Annotated in this window: 12 protein-coding genes; 6 read left to right on the top strand and 6 right to left on the bottom strand. The window is 72.2% G+C overall.

What is annotated here, in order from left to right:
* Nucleotides 1-116 precede the first annotated feature (116 nt).
* A complete protein-coding gene (locus FOE67_RS30240) occupies nucleotides 117-770 on the top strand; it encodes a PASTA domain-containing protein (RefSeq protein ID WP_323384238.1) in 654 nt (217 codons plus the stop codon).
* A 75-nt stretch (nucleotides 771-845) separates the two neighbouring features.
* Here FOE67_RS30240 and FOE67_RS04950 read toward each other — a convergent pair whose 3' ends face one another.
* The 3 genes from FOE67_RS04950 to FOE67_RS04940 all read right to left on the bottom strand — a co-directional run bounded on the left by FOE67_RS04950 (nucleotide 846) and on the right by FOE67_RS04940 (nucleotide 5,341).
* Nucleotides 846-1,670: a maleylpyruvate isomerase family mycothiol-dependent enzyme gene (locus FOE67_RS04950; protein ID WP_182660813.1), complete on the bottom strand. Its 825-nt coding sequence runs from the start codon at nucleotides 1,668-1,670 to the stop codon at nucleotides 846-848.
* Nucleotides 1,671-1,976: 306 nt separating this feature from the next.
* Nucleotides 1,977-3,362 carry a M18 family aminopeptidase gene (locus tag FOE67_RS04945; RefSeq protein WP_182660812.1) on the bottom strand — a complete coding sequence of 462 codons (1,386 nt, stop codon included), beginning with the start codon at nucleotides 3,360-3,362 and terminating at the stop codon, nucleotides 1,977-1,979.
* A gap of 152 nt (nucleotides 3,363-3,514) precedes the next feature.
* Complete coding sequence (locus FOE67_RS04940; RefSeq protein WP_182660811.1) at nucleotides 3,515-5,341, bottom strand: acyl-CoA dehydrogenase; 1,827 nt, start codon at nucleotides 5,339-5,341, stop codon at nucleotides 3,515-3,517.
* Between the two features lie 161 nt (nucleotides 5,342-5,502).
* Here FOE67_RS04940 and FOE67_RS04935 point away from each other — a divergent pair, with 161 nt between their 5' ends.
* Entirely contained in the window at nucleotides 5,503-6,096 is a 594-nt protein-coding gene (locus tag FOE67_RS04935) for an SseB family protein (protein WP_182660809.1), read from the top strand.
* Between the two features lie 363 nt (nucleotides 6,097-6,459).
* On the top strand, nucleotides 6,460-7,428 hold the full coding sequence (locus FOE67_RS04930) for a pirin family protein (RefSeq protein WP_182660807.1): 969 nt from the start codon (nucleotides 6,460-6,462) through the stop codon (nucleotides 7,426-7,428).
* Between the two features lie 87 nt (nucleotides 7,429-7,515).
* Here FOE67_RS04930 and FOE67_RS04925 read toward each other — a convergent pair whose 3' ends face one another.
* Nucleotides 7,516-8,469, bottom strand: coding sequence for an aldo/keto reductase (locus tag FOE67_RS04925; protein ID WP_182660805.1), 954 nt, complete (start codon nucleotides 8,467-8,469; stop codon nucleotides 7,516-7,518).
* A gap of 227 nt (nucleotides 8,470-8,696) precedes the next feature.
* Here FOE67_RS04925 and FOE67_RS04920 point away from each other — a divergent pair, with 227 nt between their 5' ends.
* Genes FOE67_RS04920 through FOE67_RS04910 form a run of 3 tightly spaced genes read left to right on the top strand, consistent with a single transcriptional unit; the run spans nucleotide 8,697 to nucleotide 10,640 of the window.
* Nucleotides 8,697-9,167 carry a hypothetical protein gene (locus FOE67_RS04920; RefSeq protein ID WP_182660803.1) on the top strand — a complete coding sequence of 157 codons (471 nt, stop codon included), beginning with the start codon at nucleotides 8,697-8,699 and terminating at the stop codon, nucleotides 9,165-9,167.
* Nucleotides 9,139-10,254 carry an RNA-binding protein gene (locus FOE67_RS04915; protein ID WP_182660801.1) on the top strand — a complete coding sequence of 372 codons (1,116 nt, stop codon included), beginning with the start codon at nucleotides 9,139-9,141 and terminating at the stop codon, nucleotides 10,252-10,254. Before FOE67_RS04920 ends, FOE67_RS04915 begins: the two co-directional genes overlap by 29 nt.
* Nucleotides 10,251-10,640: a hypothetical protein gene (locus FOE67_RS04910; RefSeq protein ID WP_182660800.1), complete on the top strand. Its 390-nt coding sequence runs from the start codon at nucleotides 10,251-10,253 to the stop codon at nucleotides 10,638-10,640. The genes FOE67_RS04915 and FOE67_RS04910 overlap by 4 nt, the downstream gene beginning before the upstream one ends.
* A gap of 40 nt (nucleotides 10,641-10,680) precedes the next feature.
* On the opposite strand, the gene FOE67_RS04905 is transcribed toward FOE67_RS04910, so the two are convergent.
* Nucleotides 10,681-11,424: a hypothetical protein gene (locus FOE67_RS04905; protein WP_182660798.1), complete on the bottom strand. Its 744-nt coding sequence runs from the start codon at nucleotides 11,422-11,424 to the stop codon at nucleotides 10,681-10,683.
* Between the two features lie 261 nt (nucleotides 11,425-11,685).
* Nucleotides 11,686-12,663, bottom strand: coding sequence for a VanZ family protein (locus FOE67_RS04900; RefSeq protein ID WP_182660796.1), 978 nt, complete (start codon nucleotides 12,661-12,663; stop codon nucleotides 11,686-11,688).
* Between the last annotated feature and the right edge of the window lie 659 nt (nucleotides 12,664-13,322).

Raw genomic sequence — 13,322 nt, 5'->3', positions numbered from 1 at the left:
GCGCCACCAGGGCGTCCAGCGCCGGCGGCACCGCGGCGTTGATGGTGGAGGGGACCGGCGGCTCCTCCTGCACGTGCGCGTAGGCGATCGCCAGCGGGGAGTCCGCGTCGTACCACATGTCGCCCGCCGCGCACGGGGCCGCGCCCGGCTCCCGGCGAGCCGCCCGCTCCGGTGGGAGCCGGGCGCTGCCGGTGGTCCTGGGTGTGCTGGGGGTGCTCCTGGTCGGCGGTCTGATCGCCGCCTTCGTGATGATCGGCGACACCGGGGAGTCGTCCTCGGGCGGCACCGAGGCCGGGCAGAGCACCGGCGGGAACGGCGGCGAGGGCACCGGCGCCGGCACCGAGCCCGGCGGTTCGGGCGGCTCCGGTGACCCCGCCACGGGTGACACCGGCGGGGACGCCCCGGCGGTCGGCGCCGACAGGGGCACCGACACCGAGCCGAACGGGCCCACCGAGCGCGAGCCGCGCTACAAGGAGGGCGACGAGACCAGGACCATCGACACCAACGAGTGCGTCAACGCCCGCGAGCACTGGGACCAGGAGGGCGAGAACGAGGGCTCGGTCACCATGCCCGACTTCTACGACAAGCACTTCGCGTCGGTGAAGGAGTGCATCCAGGCCGCCGGGTGGAAGTACACCGACGACGAGAAGGTGAACGAGGTCCTCAAGGGCGAGGGCATGGTCGTGAACCAGTCGCCCAAGCGGCACGAGGCCTTCAACCCGGAGACCGACGAGATCACCCTCTACATCTCCACCGGCTACGAGAACTGAGCCGGCCGCCCGCGACCGTGCGGGGGTCGCGGGCGGAGCGCCGGAACGGAAGGCGCGGCGGGGGCGCCCCGGGGCTCAGGGCGTGATGGAGAAGTTCGCCAGGATCCGCCCGGCCAGCTCCGCGTCGCCCTCCACCTTGACCAGCTCGGCCACCCGTCGGGGCCGCAGCCGCCCGCAGGCCAGCCGGGAGTAGCTCTCCCAGTCGGTGGAGAGGGTGACCAGCGGACCGAGGGAGGGGCTGGAGGTGAGGGTGCCGCGCCCCTCCTCGTCGATCCGGACCGTGCGCAGGAACTCCAGCGGGCCGCTCACGTCGAAGACCACGGCGGACTTCGGCGGGGCGCCCGCGTCCTTCGCCACCACCTTCGGCAGCCGCTCCAGCATGATGTCGCGGGCGATGTGCGCGGCCGGGGAGTCGATGTTGCCGGGCTTGTCGAGGGACTGGCGCAGGTCCTGTTCGTGCACCCAGATGTCGAAGACCCGTGCCCGCAGGTACTGCTCCAGCGTCATCCGGCCGAGGAGGGGATGGCTGATCACGTGGTCGGGGGCGCGGCGTTCGTTCCGCAGTTGACGGGAGCGGCGGATGATCGTGTACTCCAGCTCGGAGGTCATCTCCGGCCCGGTGTGGTGGCGGCGGACGTCCACCTGCACCTCGGTGTAGCGGCTGCGCTCGTCGGTGACGTGGTAGAGGTCGCGGGGCAGGGTGTGGATGGGGCGGGGGTCGCCCAGGGCCTCGCACTCGCCGCCGATGACGTGGGAGACGATGTCGCGCACCGACCACCCGGGGCACGGGGTGCGGCGGTTCCACTCCCCTTCCACCAGCGGTGTGACCAGTTCGGATATCGCCTCGATGGACTGCGTCCAGGCGTCGATGTACGGCTGCATGCTGGAGTGCACAGACACGGGACCCCTCGGCGGATCGTTCGCTGGATGGGTGCTCACACGGTACGCCGCGCCATGGCGTCGGGTGAACGGTTTACCGGCTTCAGATCCTAGGGCGCGGAACGCCCCCGCTTCGAGGGGGCTTCACGTGAACGCGTGCCTTTCGGCGGCTTCGCGGGGGGATGTCCGGGGCGGATCGTGTCCACACCGTGCCCGCCCCCGCACGCCGCGTGCCCCGGTCGCGCGCGACGGCGTGCGACCGGGGGCGTGCGACCGGGGTGTGATCGGGGTGTGATCGGGCGTGCGGGCCCGGCGGGAGCGGGACGCTCAGCGCATCCCGCCCACCGGCCCCGGCGCGGAGACGAACGCTTCCAGCGCCCGGGCCAGGAAGTGCGGGTCGGCGGCACCGCACAGCTCGCGCGCGGAGTGCATCGACAGGATCGCCGCCCCCACGTCCACGGTGGCGATGCCGTGCCGGGCGGCGGTGATCGGGCCGATCGTGGTGCCGCAGGGCATGGCGTTGCTGGAGACGAAGCTCTGCCACGGCACGCCGGCCCGCTCGCAGGCGTCGGCGAACACCGCGCGGCCGACGCCGTCGGTGGCGTACCGCTGGTTGACGTTCACCTTGAGGATGGGTCCGCCGCCCGCCACCGGCCGGTGGTCCGGGTCGTGCCGCTCCGGGTAGTTGGGGTGCACGGCGTGGCCGGTGTCGGAGGACAGGCACACGCCGCCCGCGAACGCGCGGGCGCGGTCCTCGGCGGAGCCGCCGCGGGCGGCGATCATCCGGTCCAGCACCCCGCCCAGCAGGGGGCCCTCGGCGCCGGTGTCGGCCTGGCTGCCGTTCTCCTCGTGGTCGAAGGCGGCCAGCACCGGGATCACCGCGCCGTCCCCGGCCCCCTCCGCCCCGGCGGTCGCGGCGTTGACCAGCGCGACGGTACCGGCGTGCACGGACAGCAGGTTGTCCAGGCGGGGCGCGGCCAGCAGTTCGCGGTCCCGGCCCAGGAAGGCGGGCGGCTCGACGCTGTGCACCATCAGGTCCCAGCCCGCCACCTCGCCGGCGGCCACCCCGGCCTCCTCGGCGACGAAGGCGATGAGTTCGCCCTCGGTGGGCCGGCCCAGGCCCCAGATCGGCATGAGGTGCTGTTGACGGTCCAGTTTCAGGCCGTCGTTGACCTGGCGGTCGAGGTGGATGGCGAGCTGCGGCACGCGCAGCAGCGGGCGGTCCACCAGGACGTTCACGGTGGTGCCGTCGCGCAGCACCAGCCGCCCGGACAGGCCCAGGTCGCGGTCGAGCCAGGTGTTGAGCAGGGTGCCGCCGTAGATCTCCACGGCGACCTGCTTCCAGCCGGCCCGCCCGGTGTCGGGGAGGGGCTTGACCCGCAGGTTGGGGGAGTCGGTGTGCGCGCCGATGATCCGGAACGGGGTGGCGGGCGTCGCCCCCTCCGGCACCCACCAGGCGATCAGGGCGCCGCCGCGGATGACGTACCGGCCGCCGGCCCCGGAGGCGGTCTCGTCCCAGGCGTCGGTCTCCAGCAGGCGGCGGAACCCGGCCTTCTCCAGCCGGGCGGCGGCGTTGGCCACCGCGTGGTACGGCGAGGTGGAGGCCGCCAGCCAGGCGGCGAGGTCCTCGGCGTGCGCCCGGGCGGCCGCGTCGACGGCGGCCTCGGGGGTGGGGACCTGCGGGGAGTCACCGGTGTGGGGGGTGTGCGCCATGCGTCTCAGCATACGGAAACGCCCTCCGGCGTCTCCCACCGTGCCGCGCGTCCGGGGCGCCCCCGCCGGGGCGGGGAGTCGGGAACGCGCGGGGCCCCGGTTCCCCCGCGTGCGGGGAACCGGGGCCCGTGGGGTGCCCGTGGGGGAACCGATCAGAAGGCCGCCTCGTCCAGCTCCATGATCGACAGGTCGGTGCCCTCGGCGACCGCGCGGGCGACGGCCACCTGCGGCAGCACCTCGCGGGCGAAGTGCTGCGCCGCGGCGATCTTGCCGGCGTAGAACGCCTTGTCCCTCCCGCTCGCCGACGGCAGCTTCTCCGCGGCCACGGCGGCACCGCGCAGCAGCAGGTAGCCGACCACGACGTCACCGGCGGCCATCAGGAAGCGGGTGGTGTTCAGGCCCACCTTGTAGAGGGACTTCACGTCCTTCTCGGTGGCGGCCAGGTCGGTCAGCAGGATGCCGACCAGGCCCTCCAGCTCACCGGCGGCGCGGGCCAGGGAGTCGCGCGCCCCGGCCAGCTCCTCGCCGCCCGCGGCCTCCGCCAGGAAGCCCTTGATCTGCTCGGACAGGGCGGTCAGGGCCTGGCCCTGGTTGCGGACGATCTTCCGGAAGAAGAAGTCCTGGCCCTGGATGGCGGTGGTGCCCTCGTAGAGGGTGTCGATCTTGGCGTCCCGGATGTACTGCTCGATCGGGTACTCCTGGAGGTACCCGGAGCCGCCCAGGGTCTGCAGCGACTGCGCGAGCTGCTCGTAGGAGCGCTCCGAGCCGTAGCCCTTGACGATCGGCAGCAGCAGGTCGTTCAGCGCCTCGGCGGCGGTCGCGTCCTCGCCGGCGGCCTGCTTGATCATCACCTCGTCCTGGACGGTCGCGGTGTAGAGCACCAGCGAGCGCATGCCCTCGGCGTACGCCTTCTGGGTGAGCAGGGAGCGGCGCACGTCCGGGTGGTGGGTGATGGTGACGCGGGGGGCGGTCTTGTCGGTGGACCGGGTCAGGTCCGCGCCCTGGACGCGCTCCTTGGCGTACTCCAGCGCGTTGAGGTAGCCGGTGGAGAGGGTGGCGATGGCCTTCGTGCCGACCATCATCCGCGCGAACTCGATGATCTTGAACATCTGGCGGATGCCGTCGTGCTTGCCGCCGAGCAGCCACCCCACGGCGGGCTCGTTGGCGCCGAAGGTCATCTCGCAGGTGTTGGAGACCTTCAGGCCCATCTTGTGCTCGACGTTGGTGGCGTAGACGCCGTTGCGCTCGCCGAGCTCACCGGTCTCGGTGTCGAAGCGGAACTTCGGCACCAGGAACAGGGACAGGCCCTTGGTGCCCGGCCCGTGCCCCTCGGGGCGGGCGAGCACGAAGTGCATGATGTTCTCCGACATGTCGTGCTCGCCGGAGGTGATGAAGCGCTTGACGCCCTCGATGTGCCAGGTGCCGTCCTCCTGCTCGACGGCCTTGGTGCGGCCGGCGCCCACGTCGGAGCCGGCGTCCGGCTCGGTGAGCACCATGGTGGCGCCCCACTGGCGGTCCACCATCAGCTGCGCGATGTGGTGCTGCTCCTCGGTGCCCTCGTCCTGGATGACGCTGGCGAAGGCCGGGCCGCAGGCGTACATCCACACGGCGGGGTTGGAGCCCAGGATGGTCTCGGCGAACGCCCACAGCAGGGAGCGGGGGGCGACGGTGCCGCCGAGCTCCTCGGACAGGCCCAGGCGCCACCACTCGGCGTCCATGTAGGCCTGGTAGCTCTTGCGGAAGGCCTCCGGTACCGGCGCGGTACGGGTCTCCGGGTCGTAGACCGGCGGGTTGCGGTCGCCCTCGGCGTAGGAGGCGGCCAGCTCGTTCTCCGCCATCCGCGCGATCTCGCTCAGCACGTTCTTCGCCGTGTCCACGTCCATCTCGGCGAAGGGGCCCGTGCCGTACACCTCGTCACGGCCGAGGACCTCGAACAGGTTGAACTCGATGTCCCGAAGATTCGACTTGTAGTGCCCCATGGCGGCGACTCCGTTGGTGTCGGGGGTGTGTGCTCGTCGGTGCCGCTGCCGGGGGCAGCGGTGGGCGCCGGCAATACCGGTAGGTAACCACCATCATGCTACCCGCCGGTAATAAGGCGCAAGCGATTCCCGGCCGGATGTGAGTCGTTACGCTTTCGTCCATGTACGGCTACGACCAGACCGCGTACGGCTCACCGCACGGCCAGCCCGGTCAGCCGGGCCACCACCAGCACGGACAGGGCGGGGCCCCGGGGCCGCACGAACAGTCCCCCTACGGCGGGCAGCCCCCCGGCGCCGGCTACGGTGACCAGGGCGGATACCCCCAGCAGACCGGCAACGGCTACGGCGCCCCCGACACCCGGGCCGGGCGGGCCGACGCGGGCGGATCCGCCCCCGCGGCGCCCTCCCTGGCCGACGCGCTGCGCGCCTACGTCTCCGGTGCCCTGTCCACCGAGGAGTTCCAGGACGTCTTCTGGGGCGCGAAGATCTACTGCCCGCGCGGGGAGACGCCCGGTTTCCTCGCCGTGCAGACCACCCAGGAGCCGGTGATCCCGCTGTTCACCTCCCTGCGCGAACTGCGCCGGTACGCCGGCAAGGAATCGCGGTACTTCACCGTCACCGGCGGCGAGGTGCTGGACCTGCTGCCCGCCGGCTACGGCTTCGCCCTGGACATGGAGGGGGAGCACCGCATCGTCTTCGACGCCAAGGCGGTCGTCGACATGACCGACTACGCCATGCGCCGCGTCTACGGCTGACCCCGCGCCGGGGCGCACCCCGGCTCGTCCCCGACCCCCGGCTCCGCGCCGTCTCCCGGTGCCGGGGCCCGGTCGGCGTCCCCGCCGACCCCGGGCGCGCGGTGGCCGATGGCCCCGCCTCCTCGGTGTCCCGGGTGCCCCGGCGCGTGCGGGGCCGCGCGCCCGGCGGTCCCGTCCCGGGCGGTTCCCGCCCCGCGTCCCGGTGCCCGACCGGGGCCGGCGCGCCCCCGGCGTCCCCCGTCCCGGCCGGTTTCACGGCCTTCCGCCCCCGTCACCCCCTTCCGGGAATACCGGGGATCGGGCATGATGTTTAGCGTTCAACTAAATGTCGCGCCGAACACCCCACCACCGAGGAGGCCGACCGTGCCCGCCATCACCGTGGAGAACCCCCTGACGCTGCCCCGCGTCGCCGAGCCCACCGACGGAACCACCGCCCGGCCGGTCCTGGGCGTCACCACCGCCCCCACCGGCTTCGAGGGCGAGGGCTTCCCCGTGCGCCGCGCCTTCGCCGGCATCCACTACCGCCACCTGGACCCGTTCATCATGATGGACCAGATGGGTGAGGTGGAGTACGCCGCCGGCGAGCCCAAGGGCACCCCCTGGCACCCGCACCGCGGCTTCGAGACCGTCACCTACCTCCTCGACGGCACCTTCATCCACCAGGACTCCGAGGGCGGCGGCGGCGTCATCAACGACGGCGACACCCAGTGGATGACCGCCGGCTCCGGCCTCCTGCACATCGAGGCCCCGCCGGAGGAGATGGTCATGAAGGGCGGGCTCTTCCACGGCATCCAGCTGTGGGTCAACCTCCCGGCCAGGGACAAGATGACCGCCCCCCGCTACCAGGACATCGGCGGCGGCAACGTCAAGCTGCTCACCTCCCCCGACGGCGGCGCCGTGATCCGCCTGATCGCGGGCGACCTCGACGGGCACAACGGCCCCGGCGTCACCCACACCCCGATCACCCTCGTCCACGCCACCGTCAGCCCCGGCGCCGAGATCACCCTGCCGTGGCGGGAGGACTTCAACGCCCTGGCCTACGTCCTGGCCGGACGCGGCGCGGTCGGCACCGGCCGCCGCCCGATCGAGCTGGGACAGACCGCCGTCTTCGGCGCCGGCGGCAGCCTCACCGTCCGCGCCGACGAGAAGCAGGACGGCCACACCCCCAACCTGGAGGTCATCCTGCTCGGCGGCCGGCCCATCCGGGAGCCCATGGCCCACTACGGCCCGTTCGTCATGAACAGCCACGCCGAACTCCAGCAGGCCTTCGAGGACTTCCAGGCCGGCCGGCTGGGCCGCATACCCGCCGAGCGCACCGTCTCCAAGCGCTGACCCCGACCCCCGGCCGGACCGCGCGCCCGGTCCCCGTCCGCCCGGTCCCGTCCCCTCGACGGCACCGGGCGGACGGACGAGGCGGTGTCAGACCGCCTCGTCGAGGGTCCGCCGCAGTTCCCCGGGCAACTCCAGATCGGCGGCCGCCAGACATTCGTCGAGCTGGGCGACCGAGCTGACCCCGATGATCGGCACCACGGGGGGCTCACCGCCGATCAACCAGGCCAGCACCACCTGGATCGGCGTCACCCCCAACTCCTCGGACACCTTGGACAGTGCCCGCAGCCGACGGTCGGTGCCCGGGTGGTCGTAGTGCTCCGGCAGCGGCTTCCCCGGACGGCCGTAGGCCCCCCAGAGCAGCGTGCTGTAGGCGAACATGGTCAGACGGTGGCTGCGCACGTAGTCCAACAGTTCGTCACCGGCGTGCACATGACCGCCCTCGGGCAGCGAGGTGTTCGGGCGGGGCCGCAGGTAGGAGTAGCGCTGCTGGACGGCCGCGTACGGTGTCCAGCCGCGCCGCTCGGCCAGGGAGCGGGTCTCCGCCAGTCGCCAGGCGGCGTGGTTGCTCGCGCCCAATGTCCGCACCCGGCCGTCGGCCACGGCCTCGTGGAACGCGGCGAGCGTCTCCTCGTCGGGGGTGGCCCGGTCCTCGCGGTGCGCGTAGTAGAGGTCCAGGTGGTCCGTCCCCAACCGGCGCAGGCTCCCCTCCAGTTGGGTGCGGATCACCGCCGGGGCGAGCCCCTCCGCCCCGCCGTCGGGGCCGGGGCCGGAACCGACCTTGGAGGCGATGGTGAGCCGGTCGCGGCCACCGCGCTCCGCCAGCCAGCGGCCGAGCACGGCCTCGCTCTCGCCGCCCTCGCCACCGGGCACCCAGAACGAGTAGCAGTTCGCCGTGTCGATCGTGGTCCCGCCCGCCTCCACGAAGCGGTCCAGGATGGCGAAGGCCGTCCCCTCGTCCACCGTGGTGCCGAACGGCATGGCACCCAGACAGAGCGTGCTCACGCGGGTGTCGGTGGCCTCGTCCAGAATTCGCTGCTGCATCGTTCCTCCGGGGGTTCTCGTGTACGGGACGGCGGTGGTGACCCTCCGAACACCGCCGCGCACCCGATGGGTTGGGAACACCGTAGGAGGGCGGGTGGATCGCCGACGCCCCTTACGCCGTGGAACCGGATGCTTCGGTGGTTTCGTCCCGTGAGCCCTGTTGTACGGTTTCGGCCACCGACCACGTCCTGCGGCGCACGGGGCACCCGGCCGGGAGGGGGAGCGACATGAACCGCATGGTGGGGATGTGGCGGGAGGGGCGCCTGTTCATCCGGGATGCCCTCCACTCGGTGTCCACCGGCACCTCGTTCGCCGTCGCGGTGGACCCCGGGGCCCCCGGCGGGCTGCGGTTCGGCGACACCTTCGACCTCGACGCCGAGGCGGTGGCGGACCCGGAACGGTTCACCTCGATCGACGTCACCGGCAGCCATCCCCTTCCCGACGGCGGGGCACTCCGGTGGGGAGAGGGCTCCCACGGCTCCGAGGGGTTCGCGGCCCGGGTCGCCTCCGACGGGGACCCCGTGTGGATCCTCCACCTCGAGGAGTCGAATCCCTTCGTCCGGGTTTTCGTGACCGGCGACGAGGCGACCTTCGAGTCGAGCTCCGGCGTGCGGGTGACCCCGGGCATCGACGCCCCCGGGCTTCCCGGGCCACCGCCGATGACCGCCGATGACCGCCGACACCGTGCCGGAGAATGACGGCGTGCCCCTCCACGTCCACCGCGTCACCCGGTACGACCCCGCCGACCGGGACGAACACGGCCACTACACGGGTCCGGAGGACACCGTCTCCGACCACGGACCGGTCGAGGCGGCGTACCTCCGCGCGGTCGGGTTGTTCGCGGCGCACGCCGGTGTCGATCACCTGGTCGTGCGCGAGCCGTCGGTCCCCTCCACCGTGCACTTCGGTCTCGAACCCCCTCTACCGGACTTCGGGTTGGGCGCGTTCTTCCCGGCCGACCCGGACGGCTTCCACCGCGGCTTCCACGACGGGGCGACAGTGCCCCTGGCCACCGGCCTGGAACTCGTCCGCGCCATGCTGCGCGACCACGGCCTGTGGTGTCGGTTGGAGGTGGAGGACGTGTTCACCGTGCACGTCGGGTGGGATCAGTACCTCTACATCGGCGGTCGGCGACCGTGTGACGAGGGGTTGGCCGACCGCGTGCGCGCCCTCGGCCTGTTCCCGGAGCCCCTGCCCGCCTCCCCCTACGAGATGGAGTGCGGGGACGAGGAGGACCGGTACCCGGCCGACGACGCCTTCCGGGACCGCCTGCGGCGGGCGGTGACCGCGAACCGCGCGGGCGTCCCGGAGGAGCGCCCGGTGCGGAACATGTCCCGATGGCACCGCCTGACACCCGACACCCTCGACGCCGTCCGCGCCGACCTCACCCCGCGCGCCCCACTGGCCGTGTGGCCGCCGCTCTCCACCGACATCCCGGCCGTCCTCGACGACCTCACCGGCGAGGAGGAGGTGGAGTGCGTCCTGGAGGGGGAGGACGGGCGGCTCCACGGCGTCATCGCCCACGACGAGGACTTCCCGGCCCTGACCGCGCCGCTCTCCCGCGCCGCGCTGCTCCTGCCCCGCCGGGAGGGCGGTGCCGAACCGCTGTTCACCGGAGTGCTGCCCGATGCCGACGGGGTGCTGCGCGCCCGATGGGGGACCGAGCCCTCCCGGGGCAACCGCACCCCCCTTCTCCTCACGACCCCGCGCCCGGCTCCGTCACCGTGCGGCGGGGTTCGGGAGCCCGCCCCCGAAAGGGCCCCGACGGCCCCTGAGGAGAGGTGAACCCGGTGGTGCGGTACGTCGGATTCCTCCGGGAACCGCCCCACGGCGACCCCGACGCCGAGTCGCTGCTCGACGCCGTGGGCAGGGGCGACGACACGGTCCGGAGCCCGCCGGCCGACTACCTCGACACCGGGTACGTCCTCGCCACCACGGGGCAGCGGACGAAGGACATCCTCGACGACCGGCGTCCGGACTCCGGCCCCCTCGACGTCCGCACCGACGGCGAGTGGGTGTGGCCCGGCGACCTGTCCCACCGGGTACGCCGATACAACGTGGCGCCACCCGCCGCCCTGATCGACGCGGCCCGCTCCCGGGCCCGGCCCGCGCCCGCCCCTTCGCCGGAGGAACCGGCCGCCGTCCGCGACGACATGCTGCCACCCCCGTAACCCCGGCGCGCCCCGGACGACGACGGTCCCGCGAAGCCGATCACCGGTCCGTGGACCGTGCACCGGGAGACACCGTGGGCAGGGGGCGCGGCGCCGGCGGTCGTCCCGAGGACTTCCGTGTCCGGCCGGCGAGGACCGCGTGTGCCACCAGGCCGACGATCACGACCACCGCCAGGAGGCGGGTGATGCTCCACGTCGCGCCGACGACTCCGTCCTGGAGAGGAGTCTCCACACGTAGCCGCTCCGTGGTCTCCACAAGGACGAGTACCGGAATCACCAGCCGGAAGGGGAGGCCGCCGAACCCCCGGAGCCTCGCCAGGTTTCCCGCCAATCCCAGCAGGGGGCCGAGGAGACAGGCCCCCACCACCCACGGCAGGACGTTGGCCAGGAAGCTCGCCGGGGAGAAAGAAGCCGCGTCACCGAGGGGGTGGTGGAGATCAACCACCCGGAACTCCCCCTGCGCGGCCTTCGTCAGGTAGTAGGCGAGAACGGCCACGCCGAGAGAAGCCGTCGCCAGGGCGGCGGACTCCGCCTTCGACGCCCGGACGAAACCGACACCGAAAGCCAGGGCCGCCCACGCCCACCCCGCGGACAGGGTGAGGTGGGCGACGTGTGCGAGGTGACCCGGGGAGCCGCCCGGGCCGACGAGCAGGGGGCCGAGCACACCGAGCGCGACCCCGGCCGCCACCGCCGCCACCGCCGCCGGGACGCGCGAACGCGGAGACGTCGCCACGGCGCCCCGCAGGGGGTCGACCCCCGACCCGGGATTTCCGTTTACCTGCATCGTTTCCCCTTCGGAATGCGAATAGTGGCGATATGGGAAGAGAGGAGAAGGGAAATCACCGGAGCGGCCTGAAATTTCTGTGGTGAAAACATGACCGAGTCGGGTCTTCGAGATGTTCGACCGCATCGATCAAGGTTTCGTGGAGTGAAATGAGAGGTGCTCCGGCGGGTGGGAGGTAACCCCGCGCCTCCGACCGGGAATTCAGTTGGGAAATTTCAACCGGTCGCCCGGAAATTGCCTCGATGGGTTCGAGTCGAGGGATCAGTCGAAAAGATGGGTGCACTCGCTCCCCGCTCCTTTCGTGGTCGTGACCCCGTCCGGCGTCCAATCCACAAAAACGCACCGGCGCAGACCGAAGAACGACGCGGGGTATCGGACCCGCGCGGTCTCATCGAGGTGCCGTGCTCCATCGGTGAACACCGAGGCTGCGGCGAAAACCTTTTCGTACAGCAGATCCTCGGCCTCCCATGCCCGGTAGGTCTCCAGGTCGGTGCCGGCGAAGTGAGCGGTGAGCTCGGCCTCCAGCGCCGCGCTGCGGCGCTCCGCGCCGACGAACACGGACGTCACCGTCGCTGCGGCAAGTAGGGACAGGGAGGCGGTGACCCACACCTTCCGGCGCCGTGACCGGCGAGGCCGACCCTCCGCGTCCCGGGGTCGGAGCCGTGGGGCGAGGCTTCCCGCGAGAACGCCGAGGGCGCCGCCCGCGCTGTTGGAGATGAGGTCGGCCACGTCGTTGGCCCCCGTACCGGTGACGGCTTGCAGGCACTCGACAAGAAAAGACAGGAAGGGGATGGCGATCAGCACGTGCAGGGGTTTGCCGGTCAGCAGGGTCCAGAGAAGACCGGCGGGGATGAACAGAGCCGCGTTCATCAGGATTTCGGTGCTCGTGAACGGGTCTCCGGAGATCCTGTCCCATCCTGTCGTCGACCAGGTGAACAGCTCTCCGGGTGAAAATCCCGGGCTTCCCCGGAAAAGCGTTACGGCGACAATCATGGAGAGTGAGGCCACTGCGGCGTGGAGGAGAAGTCGGTCACGCTTTCCCTCGCTTCTTCGGGTCCACGCCCACGTGGCTGATCCTGTCACCGTCAAAAGAATCAGTAATGGAACCACCACCCCCTCCGCGGAGAGCGACCAAACGGTGTGGAAAACCTCATTGGCGATGGTCGATTCTTCCGCGGTGGCCGGAACGAACGGGAATGTCGCCGCGGTGATCCACGTGGGAAGGATGACGAAAGCCATGCATGCCTCTTCGACGCCGGGTGAGGGCGTCGATACGCCCCGTGGATCGTATGCCGTGATCCCCGGACTGTCGACGGCGACCACCGGCCCGGGTAACTCCCGTGGTCAGCAGACCACTTCGGGATCGTCCATCGCTCCTGAACGTGCGGGGACCGGCGTTGGGGCGGAGCGGTGGCCGATCCTCGTCCATCGACCGCCGCGGATCCGGTTGGTTCACCACGCCGCCGGGAAGTGTTCGGGGGAACCGGAGCGGTCGTCGGCATCGACACGATCGAGTGCCACGCGGCGCACTTCGGTGCCCACGGGGGTGGGGTTCCACGAGGACGACCTCCCGGGGCCCCTCCGTCATGAACAGTGACGCCGCATTCGGGCGGTTCTCCGGCGGCTCCCCGACGAACCGGCGGACCCGTCCGCCGTGCGCACCGCCACCCGGCGCCGACGCCGGTCCTCCCGCCCGCCCACCGCCCGGTGCGGCACGGGGACGGTGCCCGGCACCCCGCCGGGGGCCGTTACGGTATCGAGTCCCGCGCCGGACGGCCGGCGCGAACCGGCCGGACGTTTTCGGCGTGTACCCCGTAGCGACCCCCGACGAGGTGGGAAACGGGTGGTGCGGGTTCCCGGCCCGGAGCGGGACCCCGTGGCGACGACGGGGCGGGGCG

It is taken from the genome of Streptomyces calidiresistens, assembly GCF_014141525.1.
GTDB lineage: Bacteria > Actinomycetota > Actinomycetes > Streptomycetales > Streptomycetaceae > Streptomyces > Streptomyces calidiresistens.
Note: the sequence above shows the minus strand (reverse complement) of the source record. Positions and strands in the feature narration are given on the sequence as shown.

Bases quoted from the DNA above. Each gene is read 5' to 3' on its own strand.
- FOE67_RS30240 (WP_323384238.1), top strand. From the start codon at position 117: ATGTCGCCCGCCGCGCACGGGGCCGCGCCCGGCTCCCGGCGAGCCGCC.
- FOE67_RS04945 (WP_182660812.1), bottom strand. From the start codon at position 3,362: ATGGCGCACACCCCCCACACCGGTGACTCCCCGCAGGTCCCCACCCCC.
- FOE67_RS04940 (WP_182660811.1), bottom strand. From the start codon at position 5,341: ATGGGGCACTACAAGTCGAATCTTCGGGACATCGAGTTCAACCTGTTC.
- FOE67_RS04935 (WP_182660809.1), top strand. From the start codon at position 5,503: ATGTACGGCTACGACCAGACCGCGTACGGCTCACCGCACGGCCAGCCC.
- FOE67_RS04925 (WP_182660805.1), bottom strand. From the start codon at position 8,469: ATGCAGCAGCGAATTCTGGACGAGGCCACCGACACCCGCGTGAGCACG.
- FOE67_RS04920 (WP_182660803.1), top strand. From the start codon at position 8,697: ATGAACCGCATGGTGGGGATGTGGCGGGAGGGGCGCCTGTTCATCCGG.
- FOE67_RS04915 (WP_182660801.1), top strand. From the start codon at position 9,139: ATGACCGCCGACACCGTGCCGGAGAATGACGGCGTGCCCCTCCACGTC.
- FOE67_RS04905 (WP_182660798.1), bottom strand. From the start codon at position 11,424: ATGCAGGTAAACGGAAATCCCGGGTCGGGGGTCGACCCCCTGCGGGGC.
- FOE67_RS04900 (WP_182660796.1), bottom strand. From the start codon at position 12,663: ATGGCTTTCGTCATCCTTCCCACGTGGATCACCGCGGCGACATTCCCG.